This is a genomic window from Ancylobacter sonchi (assembly GCF_018390695.1).
Taxonomy (GTDB): Bacteria; Pseudomonadota; Alphaproteobacteria; order Rhizobiales; family Xanthobacteraceae; genus Ancylobacter; species Ancylobacter sonchi.
This window is the reverse complement of record NZ_JAHBGF010000020.1, coordinates 235036-255923: the sequence shown is the minus strand read 5'-3', so window position 1 is coordinate 255923 and position 20888 is coordinate 235036. Positions and strand designations below refer to the sequence as shown.

23 protein-coding genes are annotated in these 20888 nt (G+C 69.0%); 16 read left to right on the top strand and 7 right to left on the bottom strand.

The features are described 5' to 3' along the window. The first annotated feature begins 33 nt into the window (after positions 1–33). The 3 genes from KHC28_RS11905 (at position 34) to KHC28_RS11895 (ending at position 2516) form a co-directional block, all read left to right on the top strand. Positions 34–1017, top strand: coding sequence for a DUF6492 family protein (locus tag KHC28_RS11905; protein ID WP_214008570.1), 984 nt, complete (start codon positions 34–36; stop codon positions 1015–1017). A 332-nt stretch (positions 1018–1349) separates the two neighbouring features. Beyond that, positions 1350–1691, top strand: a complete 342-nt coding sequence (locus KHC28_RS11900; RefSeq protein ID WP_246564705.1) for a hypothetical protein — start codon at positions 1350–1352, stop codon at positions 1689–1691. 132 nt (positions 1692–1823) lie between these two features. Continuing rightward, positions 1824–2516, top strand: coding sequence for a YoaK family protein (locus KHC28_RS11895; protein WP_214008569.1), 693 nt, complete (start codon positions 1824–1826; stop codon positions 2514–2516). 9 nt (positions 2517–2525) lie between these two features. Here the strand turns inward: KHC28_RS11895 and KHC28_RS11890 are convergent, their stop codons facing one another. Both KHC28_RS11890 and KHC28_RS11885 read right to left on the bottom strand, forming a co-directional pair. Continuing rightward, entirely contained in the window at positions 2526–2879 is a 354-nt protein-coding gene (locus KHC28_RS11890) for a hypothetical protein (RefSeq protein WP_214008568.1), read from the bottom strand. Between the two features lie 126 nt (positions 2880–3005). Beyond that, a complete protein-coding gene (locus KHC28_RS11885; RefSeq protein ID WP_214008567.1) occupies positions 3006–3602 on the bottom strand; it encodes a DUF6101 family protein in 597 nt (198 codons plus the stop codon). A gap of 285 nt (positions 3603–3887) precedes the next feature. On the opposite strand from KHC28_RS11885, the gene KHC28_RS11880 reads away from it, so the two are divergent. Genes KHC28_RS11880 through lpxK form a run of 5 tightly spaced genes read left to right on the top strand, consistent with a single transcriptional unit; the run spans position 3888 to position 8078 of the window. Beyond that, positions 3888–4676 (top strand): 3'(2'),5'-bisphosphate nucleotidase CysQ, encoded by a 789-nt coding sequence (locus KHC28_RS11880; RefSeq protein ID WP_312893171.1) that lies wholly within the window; start codon positions 3888–3890, stop codon positions 4674–4676. Positions 4677–4695: 19 nt separating this feature from the next. Next, the gene (locus KHC28_RS11875; RefSeq protein WP_214008565.1) at positions 4696–4944 is read left to right on the top strand and encodes a DUF4170 domain-containing protein; all 249 of its coding nucleotides are present in this window, start codon (positions 4696–4698) and stop codon (positions 4942–4944) included. A 16-nt stretch (positions 4945–4960) separates the two neighbouring features. After that, positions 4961–5731, top strand: a complete 771-nt coding sequence (locus KHC28_RS11870; RefSeq protein ID WP_214008564.1) for a lysophospholipid acyltransferase family protein — start codon at positions 4961–4963, stop codon at positions 5729–5731. Next, positions 5724–7025: a 3-deoxy-D-manno-octulosonic acid transferase gene (locus KHC28_RS11865; RefSeq protein WP_214008563.1), complete on the top strand. Its 1302-nt coding sequence runs from the start codon at positions 5724–5726 to the stop codon at positions 7023–7025. Before KHC28_RS11870 ends, KHC28_RS11865 begins: the two co-directional genes overlap by 8 nt. A gap of 42 nt (positions 7026–7067) precedes the next feature. Next, positions 7068–8078, top strand: a complete 1011-nt coding sequence (gene lpxK / locus KHC28_RS11860; RefSeq protein ID WP_214008562.1) for a tetraacyldisaccharide 4'-kinase — start codon at positions 7068–7070, stop codon at positions 8076–8078. Between the two features lie 55 nt (positions 8079–8133). On the opposite strand, the gene KHC28_RS11855 is transcribed toward lpxK, so the two are convergent. Further along, positions 8134–8367 (bottom strand): DUF2093 domain-containing protein, encoded by a 234-nt coding sequence (locus tag KHC28_RS11855; RefSeq protein WP_214008561.1) that lies wholly within the window; start codon positions 8365–8367, stop codon positions 8134–8136. A gap of 141 nt (positions 8368–8508) precedes the next feature. Then, on the bottom strand, positions 8509–10119 hold the full coding sequence (gene xseA / locus KHC28_RS11850; RefSeq protein ID WP_214008560.1) for an exodeoxyribonuclease VII large subunit: 1611 nt from the start codon (positions 10117–10119) through the stop codon (positions 8509–8511). Between the two features lie 372 nt (positions 10120–10491). Here xseA and KHC28_RS11845 point away from each other — a divergent pair, with 372 nt between their 5' ends. Continuing rightward, a complete protein-coding gene (locus tag KHC28_RS11845; RefSeq protein WP_214008559.1) occupies positions 10492–11430 on the top strand; it encodes a glycine--tRNA ligase subunit alpha in 939 nt (312 codons plus the stop codon). A gap of 30 nt (positions 11431–11460) precedes the next feature. Here KHC28_RS11845 and KHC28_RS11840 read toward each other — a convergent pair whose 3' ends face one another. Then, complete coding sequence (locus KHC28_RS11840; protein ID WP_214008558.1) at positions 11461–11850, bottom strand: nuclear transport factor 2 family protein; 390 nt, start codon at positions 11848–11850, stop codon at positions 11461–11463. A gap of 216 nt (positions 11851–12066) precedes the next feature. Between KHC28_RS11840 and glyS the strand changes: the two genes are divergently transcribed. From glyS to KHC28_RS11825, 3 genes are all read left to right on the top strand, one after another. Beyond that, the gene (gene glyS / locus KHC28_RS11835) at positions 12067–14115 is read left to right on the top strand and encodes a glycine--tRNA ligase subunit beta (protein ID WP_214008557.1); all 2049 of its coding nucleotides are present in this window, start codon (positions 12067–12069) and stop codon (positions 14113–14115) included. A 32-nt stretch (positions 14116–14147) separates the two neighbouring features. Beyond that, entirely contained in the window at positions 14148–14375 is a 228-nt protein-coding gene (locus tag KHC28_RS11830) for a hypothetical protein (RefSeq protein WP_214008556.1), read from the top strand. A gap of 227 nt (positions 14376–14602) precedes the next feature. After that, positions 14603–14758 (top strand): DUF3096 domain-containing protein, encoded by a 156-nt coding sequence (locus KHC28_RS11825; RefSeq protein WP_214008555.1) that lies wholly within the window; start codon positions 14603–14605, stop codon positions 14756–14758. A gap of 160 nt (positions 14759–14918) precedes the next feature. Here the strand turns inward: KHC28_RS11825 and KHC28_RS11820 are convergent, their stop codons facing one another. Next, positions 14919–15314: a DoxX family protein gene (locus KHC28_RS11820; RefSeq protein ID WP_214008554.1), complete on the bottom strand. Its 396-nt coding sequence runs from the start codon at positions 15312–15314 to the stop codon at positions 14919–14921. 299 nt (positions 15315–15613) lie between these two features. Between KHC28_RS11820 and ppdK the strand changes: the two genes are divergently transcribed. The 4 genes from ppdK (at position 15614) to KHC28_RS11800 (ending at position 19558) form a co-directional block, all read left to right on the top strand. Beyond that, positions 15614–18292: a pyruvate, phosphate dikinase gene (gene ppdK, locus KHC28_RS11815; protein ID WP_214008553.1), complete on the top strand. Its 2679-nt coding sequence runs from the start codon at positions 15614–15616 to the stop codon at positions 18290–18292. 264 nt (positions 18293–18556) lie between these two features. Then, the gene (rpsU, locus tag KHC28_RS11810) at positions 18557–18829 is read left to right on the top strand and encodes a 30S ribosomal protein S21 (protein ID WP_214008552.1); all 273 of its coding nucleotides are present in this window, start codon (positions 18557–18559) and stop codon (positions 18827–18829) included. A 183-nt stretch (positions 18830–19012) separates the two neighbouring features. Further along, positions 19013–19222, top strand: coding sequence for a cold-shock protein (locus KHC28_RS11805; protein ID WP_214008551.1), 210 nt, complete (start codon positions 19013–19015; stop codon positions 19220–19222). A 117-nt stretch (positions 19223–19339) separates the two neighbouring features. Next, entirely contained in the window at positions 19340–19558 is a 219-nt protein-coding gene (locus KHC28_RS11800) for a hypothetical protein (RefSeq protein WP_214008550.1), read from the top strand. Between the two features lie 328 nt (positions 19559–19886). On the opposite strand, the gene KHC28_RS11795 is transcribed toward KHC28_RS11800, so the two are convergent. Continuing rightward, positions 19887–20771: a ribokinase gene (locus KHC28_RS11795; protein WP_214008549.1), complete on the bottom strand. Its 885-nt coding sequence runs from the start codon at positions 20769–20771 to the stop codon at positions 19887–19889. Positions 20772–20888 lie beyond the last annotated feature (117 nt).

Genomic DNA, 20888 nt, shown 5'->3' with positions numbered 1-20888 from the left:
CCGAGAGGCACTCGTTTGCAGCAAGACGAGAGCATGGATCATTTGGAAAACGACGCTATTGATTTTGCTACGGTTACCTATCGTGGGGACGTCGAGCTGTGGAAGGTACAGGCACGGTCTTTTGCGAAATACGTTCCGACCGAGATGATTTCGTCCATCAACGTCATCATCAACGATGACGACGATGCAACGGCTGAAATTAAAAGTCACATAAACGACAACCTTGATATTTTTGAGCATCTCAAAGACAAGGTAAAAATCTGGACGAAGAACGACATACTTCGCTACAACATGGCGAAGGGCGGCTGGGTGCATCAGCAGGCGATCAAGCTGATGCTGTACAACATCTGCGTGTCGTCACGCGTCGTCATCATGGACGCGAAAAACAGCTTCATACATCCTGTCCTCAGGCACGAGTTTTTCTCGGAGGATGGCAAGCCGAAGACTTATGTGAGAATGCGCTCGCCGGGCGGGTTTCAGTTCTCATGGCTCGAGGACAGCCTCAACACGATGGGCGTCGACACCTCGTTCATGTCCCTCCCCTCGCCGCCGACGATTACGCCCTACCCCGTGCTGCGTGAGACGTTGCAGGGACTGTGCGCCTATCTCGACGAGAATTTCGAATCCGTCGAAAAATTCTTCGGGAACAAGAGAAGCCAGGCCACGGAATTTCTTCTTATCTACGCCTATATCCTCAAGGAAACCGGAAGCCTTGAGAATTACTACTCCCTCGGCCTGAGGACGCCGAATACGGTGTTCAACGCGACGCCGAACAGCGATACCGGCATGGATACGCTGCTCGACAAGGCCGAACTGGGCAAACAGCCGGTTTTCTCGATACATAGCGGCCGCAAGAACAAGCTTAAAGTAAAGCACTTCAAGAGAATTTCGAATATATGGATGTCCCGCGGCCTCATCCGCTACGATGATATCTTCAAAGTATTAGGTCGGCCGGTCATCGAAAAGACCGAGACGCCGGATACCGAGAAAGCCGTCGTCGAAAAAGAAGAGAAGTGACGCCCGCCCCGTGACGGCGGCGTGGCGGGTCGCTCGCGGCGGCGCCTCGCTTCGGTGAAGGCGCCGGCGCCATGAGGCCGCCTCGGGCCGGCGGCAAGCGGGCCGCCGCTCGGGCAGGGTGGCTCAGGACCGGCGGCTCGGCGGGCGCGTGGACCAAGCCCGGCACGGGGCGGCGGCACCGCCTTCCCCGGCCCTTTCCGTGGCGCCGGGCGTTGCACCGGTGCGATGTTTCAACATGCGGGCGCCATCGCTAGGCGGCCGGTTTGTCGTCGCCCCGGTACCGGCGCGTGCTATCATCTCCGGGTTCGTCGAACCTCTGGGAGACTTAAATCATGCCCGGTCTGCCTGCCTTCGGCCTTCCCTTCCCCCTCCGCCGCTTCGCCGCTCCGCTGCTCGGCAGCCTCGCGCTCGCCGCCACGCTCGGCCTCGGCACGCCCGCGCAGGCCGGCGTCGCCATGCCGGCACTCGCCGTCGCCCCCGCCGCCGCCGCCGCCACGCTCCCCGGCATCGAGCCGGTGCGCTGGGTCTGCGGCCCGTGGCGTTGCGTCTGGCGCCCCAACTATCCCGCCGGCTGGTACGTGCCGCCCTATGCCCGTGGCTGGGGCCCGCCGGTTCGCCCGGCCTGCTACTGGCATCGCGGATGGGGCGGCGGCTGGGTGCATAGCTGCCCGTGAGGTCCGTCCCCCGCTCCGGATGACGGCAAGCCGCACGGCCCGGCGCCGTGCGGCAAGGCCCCGTCGTCACACGGCCGGCGCGTCCCGGCCGCTCCTCTCCCGCCTTCCCCGTCCTTCCGACCACCGGACCTCATGCCCCCTGCCCCGCCGACCGTCACCCCGCTGCGCCCGCTGATCTTCGCCACCCTCGCCACGCTCATCGCCGGCTTCGTCGACGCGGTCGGCTATGCCTATCTCGGCGGGCTGTTCCTCTCCTTCATGAGTGGAAACTCGACGCGGCTCGGCATCAGCCTCGCCTCCGGCCAGCTGACCGCGGCGCTGCACGCCGCCATCGTCATCGGCTGCTTCGTCGTCGGCGCGCTGGTCGGCACGCTGATCGCCGATGCCAGTGCCCGCTGGAAGCTGGTGCGGATCCTCGCCGTCGAGGTGCTGCTGTTCGCGCTCGCCGCCGTGCTGGCGGAGCGCGACGCCGGTTTCGTCGCGCTGCTGCCGGTCGCCGTCGCCATGGGCCTGCAGAACGCGGTGCATCAGATCATCGCTGGCGCCGATGTCGGCAAGAGCTTCGTCACCGGCGCGCTGTTCGGCGTCGGCCAGGCGCTGGCGCGGCGGCTCAACGGACGCGGCGCGCTCACCGAGGCGGCGAGCTACGGCCTGTCCTGGGCGGCCTTCGTGGTCGGCGCGCTGGTCGGCACGCTGATGCTGGTCGGTACCGGGATGACGGCGGCGCTGGCGACCGCCGGGCTGCTGCTGGCGGGCCTGGCGGCTCTCGCCTTCGCCTTCAACCGGCATCTGGGGCCGGCGGTGGCGGAATTTGGCGGCGACTAGCAGGTCGCGCTATTCCAGCCCGAGCGCGTCGCGAGCCTTGGCCAGCGCCTGATGGCAGGCATCGGAATCCTCGCGCTCGTCGGCCTTGCGGGCCTTGTCGAGCTCGGTCTGCGCCACTTCGGGGGCGATGCCGTCGCCGAGCTCGGCTTCCGCCTGGGCCATGCCGCCGGGCGAGGGATCGTGGCTCAACGTGGCGTCCTCGCTCTCCGGCGCGGTCGGGCCGGAAGCGGCGAGGTCGGCGATCATCCGGTCGAGCGCCTCCTGCGCCGCGACGATGTCCTGGGTGCAGGGGCCGGCCCATGCGGCCGGGGCCGATACCAGCAGCAGGGCGACGGCGAACGGGGCGACGGCTTTAAGGCGCATGACAGATTTCCCTCGGCACGGCCGCGAACAGAATCGGCCCACCGCAGCCGCCATTCTAGCAAAGTCCCCGGTAGGGTTTCGAGAGGCGAGGTGCCGGGATGCGCGACCCGCAGCTTCCCCACGCGCTCAGTCGCGGGCGATCAGCTCCCGCTCGCCGCGATGCACCGGCAGCGGCGCGGCGGGACGGCCGGCGGCGCGGCGCTTGAACATGGCCGGCCGGCGGTGCCGCAGCACGCTGCGCCGGCGCCGCCGCAGCTGCACCTCGCCGACCACCAGCCGCCCGAGGGTCGGATAGGCGGCGGAAAGCGTGCCGGCGGCGTCGGTGATCAGCATGGGCAGGCCGAGCAGCGCGCTCCAGAACCGCCATTCGGCCACCACGTCGTCGGCATGCGGCGCGCTGTAGAGCGTCACAGACAGCTCGACCTCGTCATGCACCAGCACCACGGCGACGCCCTCATCCTCGCCCTCGGGATCGAGCAGCGCGATGGCGAGCCCGCGATAGCGGACATAGTCGACGCTCGCCCGGAACGGCAGGCCGCCGAGCCAGCGGCGCAGCAGCACATGGCCCGGATGCAATTCGACCTGCCGGCGGCCGCCCTCGGCGCCCGCATCCGGCGTGTCGAAGGCCACCGGCCAGCCGGCATCGCCGATCGGCCGCACCAGCGACACATAGTCGTAAGATGAAACCGGAGGCTGGACCTCCGTTGCGCTTTGACGCCTCATGGTTCTCCCCGCCGGTTTTTCGACTTTGCTGTCCCGGTCGTGGGCTGAACCTTAGCGGCGCCCCGGTCGCATCCGGCTTAAGGGACATGGTTGACCGTTTCTTTGCCGCCGGCTTCGCGTTGCATGCTTGACGAAATCTTGCCGGAAAGCCCGCAATCCCGGCCTTTTGCCTGTCTATCCGCAGGACCTGCGCGCCTGCCATGCATCGTCGCGCTTGCGTCGGAAGCGGGCTGCGCCTAATTCGCTCTGATGGACCTGTCCCCGCCCCGCTCCCCGAACGCCGCCGTGCCGCCCGCCGACGCCGGCGCGGTCGCCGAACAGCTCGCCGCCGTGGTGGTGGAAGCGGGCGGGGTGGCGCGCGCCATGTTCGCCCGCGGCATCACCTCCTGGTCGAAGCACAACGATTCCCCGGTCACCGACGCCGACATCGCCGTCGACACGCTGCTCAAGGAGAAGCTCGGCGCCCTCGCCCCGGACTATGGCTGGCTGTCGGAGGAGACGGCGGACGTCCCGGAGCGGCTGGAGCGCCGGCGGGTGTGGATCGTCGACCCGATCGACGGCACCCGCGCCTTCATGGCCGGCGGCCCGGACTGGGCGGTGGTGGCGGCGCTGGTGGAGGACGGCCGGCCGATCGCCGGCGCGCTGTTCGCCCCGGTGACGCAGGAGCTGTTCCTGGCGGCGGTGGGACGCGGCGCCACCCGCAACGGCGCGCCGATCCGCGCCTCCAATGCGCGCGCCGTCGCCGGCGCCCGGGCCGACGGGCCGGCGCAGTGGCTGTCGCGGGTCGACCGGCTCGGCACGCTCGCCCGGGTGCCGCGCATCCGCTCGCTCGCGCTGCGCATCGCCCGGGTGGCGACCGGCGAACTCGACATCGCCATCGCCGGGCCGAACGGCAACGACTGGGACCTTGCCGCCGCCGACCTTTTGGTGCACGAAGCAGGAGGCCGGCTGACCGATCTCGACGGCCTCCAGCTGATCTACAACGCCCCCGTGCCCCGGCACGGCGCCCTGGTGTCCACGGGCACCGGACTGCACCCGTCAGTGACGGATGCGGCGCGCCGGGACGAGGACTGACAATAGGAATTCGATGGCAATGGCCGACAGTGCGACGAGTCCCCAGCTTCTCCACCTCGTCTTCGGCGGCGAGCTCGACAGCATCGAGGGCGTGACCTTCAAGGATCTCGACAGCCTCGACATCGTCGGCATCTACCCGAACTATGCTTCCGCCCATGTGGCGTGGAAGTCCAAGGCGCAGCAGACCGTCGACAACGCCCAGATGCGCTATTTCATCGTCCACCTGCACCGCCTGCTCGATCCGGTCGGCGGCGGCGCGAAGAACTGACGGACAGCCTCGGTCCATGTGGCGTAAGCTGCGACGCTCGCAGGCAATCCGCACCCTGCTCGGGCGCGGAATGGCCTCTTATCTGCGCTTTGTCTGGCGCTCCTCCCGGGTGGTGATGGAGCCGGCGAACCTGCACGAGCTCGCCGATGAGCAGCTGCCGATGATCCTCACCTTCTGGCATGGGCAGCACTTCCTGACCCCGTTCCTGGTGAAGCCGCACCACCGCGCCAAGGTGATGATCTCGCGCTCGCGCGATGCCGACGTCAACGCCATAGCCGCCGAGGCGCTGGGCATCGGTACGGTACGCGGCTCCGGCGCGCAGGGCCGCAACTTCCACGAAAAGGGCGGCCTCAACGCCACCATGGAGATGATCCGCAACCTCCAGGAAGGCTGCAACGTCGCAATGACCGCCGACGTGCCGAAGATCTCTCGCGTCGCCGGCCTCGGCGTCGTCACCATCGCCAAGCATGCCGGCCGGCCGATCTTTCCGGTGGCGATCGCCACCTCGCGCCGCATCCTGGCGAAGAGCTGGGACAAGGCCGCCATCCATCTGCCCTTCGGCCGCGCCGCCGTGGTCGCCGGCGACGGCGTGTGGGTGCCGGCCGATGCCGATGCCGAGACGCTGGAAGCCGCCCGCCGCGAATTGCAGCGTCAGCTGGAGGAGATCACCGCCCGGGCCGAGACGCTGGTCGGCCGCCCTCCCGCCGGCGCGACCGCCGGAGCCGGCAAGGCCAATGGCGCGGAGCGCGCGGCCGGGGGCGCCCATACCGGCAAGCTCAATGCCTAGGCACCGGGCGACGCTGCTCATCCATCTCTACCGCCTCCTCACCTGGCTGGCCTCGCCCTTCGCGCGGCTTTTGCTCGCCGGGCGGATCCGGCGCGGCAAGGAAGACCGCGCCCGCCTCGGCGAGCGCTTCGGCCGCGCCTCGCGCCCGCGCCCCCGAGGGCCGCTGGTCTGGCTGCACGGCGCCAGCGTCGGCGAGATCATCGCCATCATGCCGCTGATGGACCGGCTGCGCGCCCTCGGCTTCAAGGTGCTGCTCACCTCCGGCACCGTCACCTCGGCGAAGCTGGCCGCCTCGCGGCTGCCGCCGGACATCGTGCACCAGTTCCTGCCGCTCGATTCGCCACTGTTCATGCGCCGCTTTCTCAAGCACTGGCGACCGGACCTGGTGCTGCTGGTCGAATCCGAATTGTGGCCGAACCTGCTGATCGAGGTCGGACGGCGGCGGGTGCCGCTGGTGCTGGTCAATGCCCGCATGTCCGAGCGCTCCTTCGCGCAGTGGAGCCGGCTGCCGAAAAGCGCCGCCGCCCTGCTGGCGCGCGTCGCCCTGTGCCTGCCGCAGGGCCCGCAGGACGCCGAGCGGCTGACCGCGCTCGGCGCCGCCCAGGTCAGCGCCATCGGCAACCTGAAGTTCGACGCGCCGCCGCCGCCGGTCGACCTCGCCGCCTTCGACGCCCTGCGCGCTGCCACGGTCGGCCGCACCCTCCTGGTCGCCGCCTCCACCCATCCGGGCGAAGAGGCGATGGTGGTGGAGGCGCATGGCGCGCTGGTGCGCCAGCTGCCGGAGTTGCTCACCATCATCGCCCCGCGCCATCCCGAGCGCGGCCGCGAGGTGATCGCCGTCGCCACCGAGGCCGGCTGCCCGGCGGTGCTGCGCTCGGACGGCTATCTGCCGGACCGCGGCACGCAGATCTATGTCGCCGACACCATCGGCGAGCTCGGCCTGTTCTACCGGCTGGCGCCGGTCGCCCTGCTCGGCGGCTCGCTGGTCCGCCATGGCGGGCAGAACCCGATCGAGCCGATCAAGCTTGGCGCGACGATCCTGCACGGCCCGCATGTCGCCAATTTCGCCGCGCTCTATGAGAAGCTCGACGCGGCGGGCGGCGGCACGGTGGTCGGCGACGCCCGGTCGCTGGCGGCGGGCGCCGCCGCGCTGCTCGCCGACGGCGAGGTGCGCCGGCGGATGTCGGCGGCGGCGCAGGCCACCATCGCCACGCTGGGCGGGGCGCTGGAGCGCACGCTGGCCGCCATCGACCCCTATCTGGTGCAGATCCGGCTGGAGCGGCATCCGTCATGATCCCTCGCCTCTCCCTCACCGCGCGACGCGAGAGCTGAGGCGATGCGCGCACCCTCCTTCTGGTGGCGACCCGAACGGAGCCTGGCGGCGCATCTCCTCTCGCCCTTCGGCGCCGTGGTCGGCCGGGTCGCCGCCCGCCGCATGCGCGAGCCGGGGGTCGATCTCGGCGTGCCGGTGATCTGCATCGGCAACCCCACTGTCGGCGGCGCCGGCAAGACCCCGACCGCGCTCTATCTCGCCCGCCGGCTCGCCCGCGCCGGGCACCGGCCGTCGATCCTCACACGTGGCTATGGCGGGCGGGTCGAGGGGCCGATCCAGGTCGATCCGGTGCGGCACCGCGCGCTCGACATCGGCGACGAACCGCTGCTGCTCGCCAACGTGGCGCCGACCTATGTCGCCCGCGAACGGCCGCGCGGGCTCGCCCTTGCGGTCGCCGACGGCGCCGACGTGGTGCTGATGGATGACGGCTTCCAGAACCCCTCGGTGGCGAAGACGCTCTCCATCCTGGTCATCGATGCCGGGGTCGGCATCGGCAATAATCTGTGCGTGCCGGCCGGGCCGCTACGCGCCCCGCTCGCCCCGCAGCTCGCCCGCGCGCAGGCGGTGCTGATCATCGGCGAGGGCGAGGCCGGCGCCGGGGTGGCGCGCATGGCGCAGGAGGCCGGCCTCGCCGTGCTCACCGGGCGGCTGGCGCCCAATGCGGCGGTGATGTCGCGGCTGATCGGCCGGCGGGTGCTCGCCTTCGCCGGCATCGGCCGGCCGGAGAAGTTCTTCGCCACGCTGCGCGGCCTCGGCGCCAATTCGGTGGCCACCCTGGCCTTCCCCGACCACCACCCCTTCAACGCCCGCGAGATCGCCACGCTCGGCGAGCGGGCGGCGGCGGACGATCTGGTGCCGGTGACGACGGAGAAGGACGCGGTGCGCCTCACCGCCACGCCGGAAGGCCGCGAATTGCTCCGCGCCAGCGTCGTGCTGCCGGTGCAACTGGTGCTGGAGGAAGCGAGCGTCGTCGCGCTCGACCGGCTGGTGGCCGGGCTGTTCGCCCACGGCTAGCCCCGCGCGGGGCCGCTGGCACCGGGCCGGGCCACCCGGCCCGGCGAAGCGGCGATCAGCCCTCGGTCGGGGTGCGCATGCGGCCGGGATGCAGCCGCGTCAGCACCGCCTGCGGGCTGGAATAGGCCTCCTGGAGGTCGACGCTCCAGTAGCGCAGCTCGTCGAGCGGTATGGGTTCGCCGGTCACGGCGCAGCGCACGAAGGTGCCCGGGCGCACCACGCGGAAATCGCCGTCGAGATAGCGCAGCTCGGCCTCGCCGGAGGCGGAAAACCGTTCGAAGCGGTTCATCGTCGTCATCGATCCTGTCTGGCCGCCCTTCCAGGCGACAATAGCCAACACCGCCCCGCGCCGACAAGCGGTCTGTCGGGACGGCGAGTTTCCCGCTTAGTGGCGCATGTTGGCCCGCGCGTCCACCCGCCGGCGACGACGCTAATCGTCGAACAAGGTGGGTTGCGCCCGCGCGGCCGGCAAGTCCTTCGCCTTACCCTTGGTTTTGTCCTTCGGCTCCGCCCTGGCCCTCGGTCCGCGTGCGCGCTTCGGTGGCGGATCGGCGAGCGGCGCCGCGACGGGAGGCACCGTCCCCGGCCCCGCCTCTCCGGCCACCGCGCCGACATGGCCGTCGGCGAACTCGATGTCGAGCCTTTGCCCGCTGGCGATCGCCGCCGCGCTGCGCAGCGGCTGGCCGTCGGCGTCGCGCACCAGCGCGAATCCCCGCGCGAGCACGCCGCGATAGGACAGCGCGCCCATCAGCTTACCGATGGCGTCGAGCCGGCGCCCCCGCTCGGCGAGCGCGCGCCGCCATGCCGGGCCGAGCCGGGCATGCTGGCCCTCGAAGCGCTCGCGGGCGCGGTGGATGCGCTCGCGATGCGCATTGGCATTAGCGCGCAGCGCGGCGTCGAGCCGGCCGGCCACCAAAGTGAAGCGCTCGCGCCGGCCCGCCACCAGTTGCACCAGCCGGTGCGGCGACAGCCGGCCCTCGGCGCGGGTGAGCTGCAGCCGGTGCGCCGCCGCATTGGCCTTCAGCGCCCGCGGCAGCCGCCCCGAGGCGAGGTCGAACCGCTGGCGCGGCACCGCGAGCAGCGTCTCGGCGCCGGGCAGCAGCCGGGCGAGGCCGCGCAGATCGGCCCGTCGCCGCTCGGCGGCCCGCGCCATCGCCCCGACCAGCCGGGCGCCGCCGGCCTGGATCGCCGCGACCAGCTCGCCGCGCACCGGCACCGCCATCTCGGCGGCGGCGGTCGGGGTCGGCGCGCGCACATCGGCGGCGAAGTCGATCAGCGTGACGTCGGTCTCGTGGCCGACGGCGGAAATCAGCGGGATGGCGCTTTCCGCCGCCGCCCGCACCACCGCCTCGTCGGAGAAGCCGAGCAAATCCTCCAGCGAGCCGCCGCCGCGCGCCACGATCAGCACGTCCGGGCGCGGTATCAGCCCGCCGGGCTCCAATGCGTTGAAGCCGCGAATGGCGGCGGCCACTTCCGGCCCGCAGGTGTCGCCCTGCACGCGCACCGGCCAGACGATCACCCGGCGCGGGAAACGGTCCGACAGCCGGTGCAGGATGTCGCGGATCACCGCCCCGGTGGGCGAGGTGACGACGCCGATGACGCGCGGCAGGAAGGGCGGGCGGCGCTTGCGCTCGGGCGCGAACAGCCCTTCGGCGGCGAGGCGGCGCCGGCGCTCGTCGAGCATCGCCATGATGGCGCCGGCACCGGCATATTCCATCTGCTCGATGATGATCTGGTAAGCCGACTTGCCGGGAAAGGTGGTGATGCGGCCGATGGCGACCACCTCCAGCCCCTCCTCCGGCTTGAGGCGCAGCCGCGAGAAGCTGCCCTTCCACACCACGGCGTCGATGCGGGCACTGGCGTCCTTCAGGCTGAAATAGGCATGGCCGGAGGAATGCTGGCCGCGATAGCCGGAGATCTCGCCGCGCACCCGGACATGGCCGAAGGCGTCCTCCACCGTGCGCTTCAGCGCGCCGGAGAGCTCGGAGACCGTCCAGTCCGGCGCGTTGCCGACGGGCGATTCGGTGAGGGGGTCGGACATGGGCCTGTCATAGCCGGTTTCGAAGGCGGGCGGAAACCGGCAAGCCGACGCCCCGCCCGGCTGTTGTGACGGCGCAGATGACGAGACACATTTCCCAATGCACGCGTGGCCAGGGCCTGGAGGGGCATGACGATCTTTAACCTCTGCCTTAAAGCGCGCCTTGCCGAACCAGGCCCCGTCATGACGGGGCCTGGTTCGGCCATCCCCGCCCTCCCGCAACGGTGAGCATCGACTTTCGCCAATCGGCGGGGCCTTCGCCCGCAGATGTCCCCGTGCGTGCTCTCATGTGCCGCACCGTGCATCCCTGCCTTGATCGCCGCCCCCTCACCCACTAGGTTGCGCGCGAATTTCCGCCAACCGCCGGCACCCGTCATGATCGATCCCGCCCTGCCGCCTCACATGCGACCCGACAAGTCGTTCCAGGGGCTCATTCTCGCTTTGCACGCCTTCTGGGCGGACAAGGGCTGCGTGGTGCTGCAGCCCTACGACATGGAGGTCGGCGCCGGCACCTTCCACCCCGCCACCACCTTGCGGGCGCTGGGGCCGAAGCCGTGGAAGGCCGCCTATGTGCAGCCCTCCCGCCGCCCCAAGGACGGGCGCTATGGCGAGAACCCCAACCGGCTGCAGCACTATTACCAGTACCAGGTGATCCTGAAGCCCTCGCCGGCCAATCTTCAGGAGCTTTACCTCGCCTCGCTGGAGGCCATCGGCATCGACCTCCGGCTGCACGACGTGCGTTTCGTCGAGGACGACTGGGAAAGCCCGACGCTCGGCGCCTGGGGCCTCGGCTGGGAGTGCTGGTGCGACGGCATGGAAGTGTCGCAGTTCACCTATTTCCAGCAGGTGGCCGGCATCGAATGCGCCCCGGTCTCCGGCGAGCTCACCTATGGGCTCGAGCGCCTCGCCATGTACGTCCAGGGGGTCGAGAACGTCTACGACCTCAACTTCAACGGCCGCGAGGGGAACGAGAAGGTCACCTATGGCGACGTGTTCCTGCAGGCCGAGAAGGAATATTCCCGGCACAATTTCGAACACGCCGACACCGCCATGCTGCTGGAGCAGTTCCGCATGGCCGAGAGCGCGGCGGCAAAATATCTCGAGGCCGGCTGGAGCGACGACCGCACCCGCCACCTGATGGCGCAGCCCGCCTATGACCAGTGCATCAAGGCGAGCCACGTGTTCAACCTGCTCGACGCGCGCGGCGTGATCTCCGTCACCGAGCGGCAGAGCTACATCCTGCGCGTGCGCGAGCTGGCGAAGGCCTGCGGCGCAGCCTGGCTGGCGACGGAAGCCGGCGGCACCCCCGCCTAGCGTCCGTCGTGGCCCGGCAGCGCGGTCCGGTCAGGATTGCGCCGCCGCGGCTGCCGTCGAGCCGTCGAAGACCTCGGTGAACTCCACCGCCACGCCGTTCTCGAAGCGCCAGAGATGTGCGATGGCGGTGGTCGCGGTCTTGCCGGTGGCGTTGTAGGTCCAGCTGGTGCGGCCGAACATCGCCACCGTGTCGCCGTCGGCGACGAATATTTCGGGCTCGAAATAGCGCATCGTCCAGCTGCTGCGCAGGCTATCGAGATAGGCGGCAAGTTGCTCGCGCCCCGCGCCCGGGCGGGTGAATTCCAGGCCGGCCGCCTCGGCGCCGATCGGGTTGAGGCGGATATTGTCGTCCGCCAGCGCGTGCCACATGCTGCAATCGCCGCCTTTGCAGGCGTCCCAGGCCTTGTAGGCTTGCTTCACGCGCGCAATGTTGTTGTCCCCCGCACCGCCCATTTCCACCCCCCCAGGTTGCGAACGACAAACTATCGCGCCGATCCCGGCCCGCAGTCCACTCAAACCGGAAGGAATCCGCCCCCCGCTTGCCGGCCGGCCTTGACGCGGCTGCCAAGCTGGGCGATTTCCGCCGCACCTTCCGGGCAGCCGGTTCCGGAGGAGCCAACCTGACTGGCGGCCGCTATGCCCGATCTCCTGCTCGAACTCTTCTGCGAGGAAATCCCCGCCCGCATGCAGGCCGGCGCCGCCGACAGCCTGAAGAAGCTCGTCACCGACGCACTGGTCGAGCGCGGCCTGCTCTATGAGGGCGCCAAGGCCTTCGTCACCCCGCGCCGCCTCGCGCTCGCGGTGCACGGCCTGCCGGCCAGCCAGCCGGACACCCATGAGGAGCGCAAGGGCCCGCGCGTCGGCGCGCCGCAGGCGGCCATCGACGGCTTCCTCAAGGCTTCCGGCCTCGCCTCGATCGATCAGGCGAAGGTCGAGAGCGACCCGAAGAAGGGCGAGTTCTACGTCGCGCATCTCCACCGCCACGGCCGGCCGACGCCGGAGGTGATCGCCGAGATCGTGCCCGCCATCATCCGTGCCTTCCCCTGGCCGAAGTCGATGCGCTGGGGTTCAGGTTCCCTGCGCTGGGTGCGGCCGCTGCAATCCATCGTCTGCACCTTCGGTCCGGAGACCGAGGAGCCGGAGGTGGTGCCTTTCGAGATCGACGGCCTGCGCTCGGGCGACGTCACGCGCGGCCACCGCTTCCTGTCCTCCGGCGCCATCCGCGTGCGCCGGCTCGACGACTGGATGACCAAGCTGGAAGCCGCCTTCGTCGTCGTCGACCGCGAGCGCCGCAAGGACATCATCCTCGCCGACGCCCGCGACCTCGCCCTCGCCCACGGGCTGGAGCTGGTGGAGGACGCCGGCCTGCTCGACGAGATTTCCGGCCTGGTCGAATGGCCGGTAGTGCTGATCGGCGCCTTCGATGAGGGCTTCCTCGACGTGCCCGACGAGGTGATCCGCGCCACCATCCGCGCCAACCAGAAGTGCTTCGTGCTGAACGACCCGAAGACCGGGCGCCTCGCCAACCGCTTCATCCTGGTGTCGAACCTCGCGGCGAAGGATGGCGGCGATGCCATCGTCGCCGGCAATGGCCGCGTCATCCGCGCCCGGCTGTCGGACGCCAAGTTCTTCTGGGACACCGACAAGAAGACCAATGCGACGGTGCCGCTGGCAGACCGGCTGGCCAAGTTCCAGAACGTCACCTTCCACGAGAAGCTCGGCTCGCAGTTCACGCGCATCGAGCGCATCGCCGCGCTGGCGAAGACGCTGGCCCCGCGGGTCGGCGCCGATCCCGCGCTCGCCGAACAGGCCGCGCTCTATGCCAAGGCCGACCTGCGCACCGAGGTGGTCGGCGAGTTCCCCGAAGTTCAGGGCCTGATGGGCAAGTATTATGCCCGCCTCGAGGGCCTGCCGGAGGAAATCGCGCTGGCGGCGGAGGAGCACTACAAGCCGCAGGGCCCGACCGACCGCGTGCCGGTCGCCCCGGTCTCGGTGGCGGTGGCGCTCGCCGACAAGCTCGACACGCTCACCGGTTTCTGGGCCATCGACGAGAAGCCGACCGGCTCGAAGGACCCCTACGCGCTGCGCCGCGCCGCGCTCGGCGTGGTGCGCATCGTGCTCGACAACGGGCTGCGACTGAAGCTGTCGGAGTTCGTCGAGCCCGACCTCCTCGCCTTCTTCGCCGACCGGCTGAAGGTCCATCTGCGCGAGCAGGGCGCCCGCCACGACCTCGTCGACGCGGTGTTCGCGCTCGAAGGCCAGGACGACCTCCTGCTGGTGGTGAAGCGCGTCGAGGCGCTCGGCCGCTTCCTGCGCACCGAAGACGGCAAGAACCTCCTGGCCGGCACCAAGCGCGCCGCCAACATCCTGCGCATCGAAGAGAAGAAGGACGGCGTCTCCTATGGCGGCGGCGTCGACATCACGCTGCTGCGTGAGCCGGAGGAGCGCGCGCTCGCCGATGCCATCGCCAAGGCCGGGCCGCTGATCGCCACCGCGCTCAGCGCCGAGGATTTCGAGGGCGCCATGGGCGTGATGGCCTCGCTGCGCGCCCCGGTCGACGCCTTCTTCGAGAAGGTGACGGTGAATGCCGAGGACAAGGCGCTGCGGGCCAACCGCCTCGCCTTGCTCGCCGACATCCGCGCCATCACCCGCCAGGTCGCCGATTTCGAGCGCATCGAGGGCTGAGGACGACACGGATCGGGGACGGGGATCGCACGATGAGCCTCGTCCACAACGAGCGTACCAAGCTGACGGCCACGTTGCTCAACAACGTGGCCGCTGCCATGTTCATCACCGGCGGCGTCGGACCGATCGTGGCGCTCTCCTACGGCTTGCCCGGCCCGACGGGTGGATGGTCGGCCCTCGGCATCACCGCCATTTGGATTTTCAGCGGTTCGGCCATACATTACATGGCAAGGCTGCTACTGAAGGAATTGAAGCCATGACTGCCGCAACGCTCGCGTGGTACGTCGCTCCGCTTCTTCTGCTGGCGGCGTGCTACGGCCTCTTCCTCGCGACCCGCACGCACACGCACCACGCCGGCCCGGCGGAATAGACGCCTCGCGCGCGGCGCGTAGCGTCTCACGCGCGGCTCCCCACGCCACGTCCCGGCGCATCGGGAACCTTCCCCTACCTCCGGCCGTTCATGAGGGACCCCACCGGAGATCCCTTCATGTCCGTCAGCATCGTCGCCGTGCAGCCCATCGTGGCGCTGGTCGCCGGCATCCTCATCCTGGTGATGCCGCGCCTGCTCAACTACATCGTGGCCGTGTACCTGATCTTCATCGGCGTCATGGGCCTGATCGGCAACGGCACCATCAATCTGTGAGACGACAGGCACGGCCGCCGGCAAAAAAGGCCGGGCGATGCCCGGCCGTGATGATGTGCAGAAGATGGCCTTGGAGAAGGTGGTCGCGGAGAGCCTGCTCGCCCCGACGCTCCGCGCCGGCAAGCTCGGATCCTCACCGCTCCGATTCTGGCCGCTCAGCTCAGATCGTCTTGCGGATCAGCCGGTCGACGCTCCAGGGGCCGGGGCCGGCGAAGGCAAGGTAGAGCAGCGTGAAGCAGTACAGCACCGCCAGTTCACCGCCATTGATGATCGGGTAGAAGTCCTTCGGCGCGTGCACGAGGAAATAGGCCACCGCCGTCATGCCGGAGAGCACGAAGGCGACCGGCCGCGAGAATAGCCCGATCAGCAGCAGCGCGCCGCCGATCAGTTCGAACAGGCCGGCGAGACCCGGCATGGTCGCCAGGCTGACCCCGGTCATCTGGGTCACGGGAAACCCCAGTATTTTGGTCGTCCCGTGCTGCATCAACAGCAGGGCGGTCATGATCCGCAGAAGGCTCAGCACATGCGGCGTGAGCGTGTCGACGATTTTTGTCATTTCCCCAGTATCCCTGAATACGCTCGGTTTTTTCCCCGGCGGGGCGAAGCTGCCGCAACGGCGTGCAGGACGCAATCGCTCTAGGCATCACGTTGCAGTGCGATATAATTCGCCGCATTGCGAATGATGGATTGAACCAAACACCTCAAAAGGCTAGACCAAGGGATGGAAAAGCCATCCGGGATGGCCTTCCCAACAAGATGAACTCCTTGATGGAGCTCCCTTTTCGAACTCGCCAGCATTTCCATAGAGGCTATGATCGTGCGGTCCAGGCACGTTCAACCAGCGGGACTACCGAAATGACGAAATGGGTCTACACCTTCGGCGACGGCGCGGCAGAAGGTGCGGCGGACATGCGCAACCTCCTGGGCGGCAAAGGCGCGAACCTTGCCGAGATGTCCAATCTGGGGTTGCCGGTTCCTCCCGGCTTCACGATCTCCACCGAGGTCTGCACCTGGTACTATGCCCACGGCAACGCCTATCCGGCCGAGCTGACGGGCGATGTCGAGAGTGCGCTCGCCTATGTCGGCAAGCTGGTCGGCAAGACCTTCGGCGATCCCGCCAATCCGCTTCTCGTCTCGGTCCGTTCGGGCGCGCGCGCGTCCATGCCGGGCATGATGGACACGGTACTCAATCTCGGCCTCAACGATGTGACGGTCGAGGCGGTGGCGCAGGCGTCGGGCAATCCCCGTTTCGCCTATGACAGCTACCGCCGCTTCATCCAGATGTACTCGAACGTGGTGCTCGATTTCCCGCATCACCATTTCGAGGAAGTGCTGGACGGCTTCAAGGCCGATAACGGCTACAATCTCGACACTGATCTCGGTGCCGACGACTGGAAGGAAATCGTCAAGCGCTACAAGGCGCTGGTCGAGCACGAGTTCGGCAAGCCCTTCCCGCAGGATCCGCAGGACCAGCTGTGGGGCGCCATCGGCGCGGTGTTCGGCTCCTGGATGAACCAGCGCGCCATCGTCTATCGCCGCCTGCACTCGATTCCCGAGAGCTGGGGCACGGCGGTCAACGTGCAGGCGATGGTGTTCGGCAATATGGGCGACAGCTCGGCCACCGGCGTCGCCTTCACCCGCAACCCGTCCACCGGCGAGAACGCGCTCTATGGCGAGTTCCTGATCAACGCCCAGGGCGAGGACGTGGTGGCGGGCATCCGCACCCCGCAGAACATCACGGAGACCGCCCGCATCGAGGCCGGCTCGAACAAGCCGTCGATGGAAAAGGCGCTGCCGGAGGTGTTCACCGAGTTCAACCGCATCGCCGGCGTGCTCGAGGGGCACTACCGCGACATGCAGGATCTCGAATTCACCGTCGAGAACAGCAAGCTGTGGATGCTGCAGACCCGCTCGGGCAAGCGCACCGCCAAGGCCGCGCTGCGCATCGCGGTGGAGATGGCCAATGACGGCGTCATCACCCGCGAGGAAGCCATCAGTCGCGTCGACCCCGCCGCGCTCGACCAGCTGCTGCATCCGATGCTCGATCCCAAGGCGGACAAGACCGTCATCGGCTCCGGCCTGCCGGCCTCGCCCGGCGCCGCCTCCGGCGAGATCGTGTTCTCCGCCGACGATGCCGAGCTGCTGAAGAGCCAGGGCCGCAAGGTCATCCTGGTGCGCATCGAGACCTCGCCGGAAGACATTCACGGCATGCACGCCTCGGAAGGCATCCTGACCACGCGCGGCGGCATGACCTCGCACGCCGCCGTGGTGGCGCGCGGCATGGGCAAGCCCTGCGTCTGCGGCGCCGGCACCATCCGTGTCGACTATGCCGCCGGCACCATCACCTCGGGCGGCGTGACGCTGAAGAAGGGCGACATCCTCACCATCGACGGCGGCACCGGCCAGGTGATCGCCGGCGCGGTGCCGATGCTGCAGCCGGAAATGTCCGGCGAGTTCGGCACGCTGATGGGCTGGGCCGACGGCGTGCGCCGCCTCAAGGTGCGCGCGAACGCGGAAACCCCGCTCGATGCCCGCACCGCGAAGAACTTCGGCGCCGAGGGCATCGGCCTGTCGCGCACCGAGCACATGTTTTTCGAGGCCGGCCGCATCCGCGCCGTGCGCGAGATGATCCTCGCCGATGACGAGAAGGGCCGCCGCGCCGCGCTCGCCACGCTGCTGGCCGCCCAGCGGGCGGACTTCCAGGAGCTGTTCGAGATCATGGACGGGCTGCCGGTCACCATCCGTCTGCTCGACCCGCCGCTGCACGAGTTCCTGCCGCACACCGACGCCGAGATCGCCGAGGTGGCGGAAGCGCTGGGCGTCTCCGCCGCCAAGCTCGCCGCGCGCAAGAAGGAGTTCGACGAGTTCAACCCGATGCTCGGCTTCCGCGGCTGCCGTCTCGCCATCGCCTTCCCGGAGATCGCCGAGATGCAGGCCCGCGCCATCTTCGAAGCCGCCGTGGCGGCCGAGAAGTCCACCGGCAAGCCGGTGGTGCCGGAGATCATGGTGCCGCTGATCACCGGCAAGCGCGAATTCGACCTCGTGAAGAACGACATCGATTCGGTGGCGAAGAAGGTCGAGGAAGAGACCGGCGCCAAGCTGGACTACCAGGTCGGCACCATGATCGAGCTGCCGCGCGCGGCGCTGAAGGCGGGTGAGATCGCCGAGACGGCGGAGTTCTTCTCCTACGGCACCAACGACCTCACCCAGACCACCTACGGCATCTCGCGCGACGACGCCGGCACCTTCCTCGGCACCTACCTCGCAAAGGGCATCTTCGAGGTCGATCCCTTCGTGTCGATCGACACCGAAGGCGTCGGCGAACTCGTGAAGATCGCCACCGAGCGCGGCCGGGCGGTACGCCCGAAGCTCAAGCTCGGCATTTGCGGCGAGCATGGCGGCGATCCGGCCTCGGTGGCGTTCTGCGAGGAGGTCGGGCTCGACTATGTATCCTGCTCGCCCTTCCGCGTGCCGATCGCCCGCCTCGCGGCGGCGCAGGCGTCGCTGAAGACGCAGGCCGCAAGTCAAGCTTAGGTTTGCCAGGCATCAAAGCGTCCGGCACCCGCCGGAACGACATGATGAGACAGGCATTGGCCGGGCGAGCAGCCCGGCCAACTGCTTTGCAGGCCCCGTCATTCGGGCCTGCATGGGCGATTCCGGCGCACCCGCCATCCCCGCGCATGGGGCGGCTGCGCATGAAAGGGTTTCCTTTTTCGCGGAAAACCCCATATTCCCGGCATCGCTCAATTCGGAGTGCCAGAACCGCGGCCGCGACCGGCTGCTCAGATTGGATAGGAATTGCAAGTTCTCGTTCGCGACAACAATGTCGACCAGGCCCTGAGGGTCCTCAAGAAGAAGATGCAGCGCGAAGGTATCTTCCGCGAGATGAAGGCCCGCAAGGCTTATGAGAAGCCGTCCGAGCGGCGCAACCGCGAAGAGGCCGAGGCTGTGCGGCGCGCCCGCAAGGCGGCCCGCAAGCAGGCGATTCGCGAAGGGCTGATCGCCGCCCCCAAGAAGAAGCCGCTACCGCCGCGCGGGCGTCCCGCGGCCGCCCAGCCCGCAGAATCCTGAATCCAGATCTAATCGGGCACCCTTGCGGGATTTCCCACCTGCATATAAAATCTCTACGTCGATCTTGTACGTTGAACTTTGTTTGCGCTTCGGCGTTGTGGCGAATTTCCTCTCAAATCGATGCTCGCGAGCTCATCGCTGGGTGAGTTGGCATTCTTCTAATCGAATGAAAGGATTCTCGTCATGGCGACGGGTACTGTGAAGTGGTTCAACGGCCAGAAGGGCTATGGTTTCATTCAGCCGGACAACGGCGGCTCGGACGTGTTCGTGCACATCTCTGCCGTGCAGCGCGCCGGCATGACCGAGCTGCGCGATGGTCAGAAGGTCTCCTATGAGATCGAGACCGACCGCCGCTCCGGCAAGCAGAGCGCCGGCAACCTGCAGGCGGCGTGATCGTGCCGATGGCGCGCGACCACGGATGTACTGGCGAGCGCCATTGAGCCGAGTGCCGTAAGGCACGATGGGAGGGCCGGGGAAACCCGGCCTTTTTCATTTCAGGGATGAGCCGCGATGGCCAAACCGACCAAGGGCAGCCTCTTCAAGCCGAATCTCACCAGGACCGAGAGCAAGGCGGAATCGGTCTCGCGCGTCGCGATGTCGATGATCGAGCAGGAGACCGCGAAGCGGGACGCCAAGACGGCGCGACTGCGAGAAGCCCGCCTGGCGCAGGAAGCCGCCGCCCCACCCGCGACGGCCGGAGCGAAGCTCCCCGGACCGAAGACCCGCTAGACGCCCCGGATGTCGCCGTTCATCGGCGAACGGCGAACAGGCTCAGCGACAAGCGGCCTGCCTCTCACCACGTTGCGCGCGTCGGCCGCGTCCGCTCGCTCCCTCGACGACGCCCCCCCGATCCGCTCATCCGCTACGCGATACACCAGCCGCAGCCGTTCGAAGCCGGCGTCGTCCTGACGTGATCGACCCACCGCGCGGCACGACCTCAGCTTTACATGGGAGCTCCCGTCGACGCCCGGTGGCCGTCGCGAACGACCGGCACGGCGAGGCGGCCACGAGGCGCGACCGGCGAGCAAGCCTTCGCCGGAACCATCCCTCTGCCCAGCTATCCTGCGGCATCGATCTCCGCGCGCCAGGGCAGGCTGGACTGGCTGCCATGCCGCTGGCAGCACAAGGCGGCGGCGATGGTGGCGCGGCGCAGCGCCGCCTCGAAGGGCAGGCCCTCGTCGAGACCCACCGCCAGCACGCCGATCAGGCAGTCGCCGGCGGCAGTGGTGTCGACCGGGGTGATGGGAAGCGCCGGCACCCGGCAATAGCCATCCGCCGTCATCGCCTCCGAGCCTTCGCCGCCGAGCGAACGCAGCACGCCGGTGCCGAGCGCGGCGGCGAGCGAGCGGGCGTCCGTGCCGCAGCCGAGCCGGGCGGCGGCGACCTCGGCCTCGTGTTCGTTCACCACCAGCAGGCCGCAGGCCCGCAGCACCTCGATATCGAGCGTGGCGGGATCGGCGGGCGCGAGGTTGAGGATCGGCACGGCGCCGCCCGCCCGCGCCTGCGCGACGGCAATCGCCACCTCGCGCGGCGGGATCTCCATCTGCAGCAGCAGAAGCGTGCCGGGGCGCAAGAGTGCCGCGTCGATCTGCGTCGCGCGTGCCTGCATATTGGCGCCGGAGGCGACGACGATGCGGTTGCCGCCCTCATCGTCGACGACGATCGAGGCGCAGCCGGTCGGCGCCGGCACGCGGGCGACGCCGACAATGTCCACCTTGGCCCCGGCCATGCCGGACAGCGCGAGATCGGCGAGCCCGTCCTGCCCGACCGCGCCGATCATGGCGACCCGGCCACCGGCGCGCCCGGCCGCCACCGCCTGGTTGGCGCCCTTGCCACCGGGCTGCAGGATGAAGTCGCGCGCCAGCAGGGTCTCGCCCGGTCCGGGGGCCCGCGGCAGGTCGAAAATGAGATCGGTGTTGAGCGAGCCGAAGGAAATGATCACGCCTGCCTCCCGAAGAGTACCCTCGCGCGCCCGCCGCGCACCCGATGCATCATCGGGGCGGGCCATCCTGCACGCGCCCGCTTCGCCCCCGGCGCCGCCGGCGTCAAGCGGAATCGC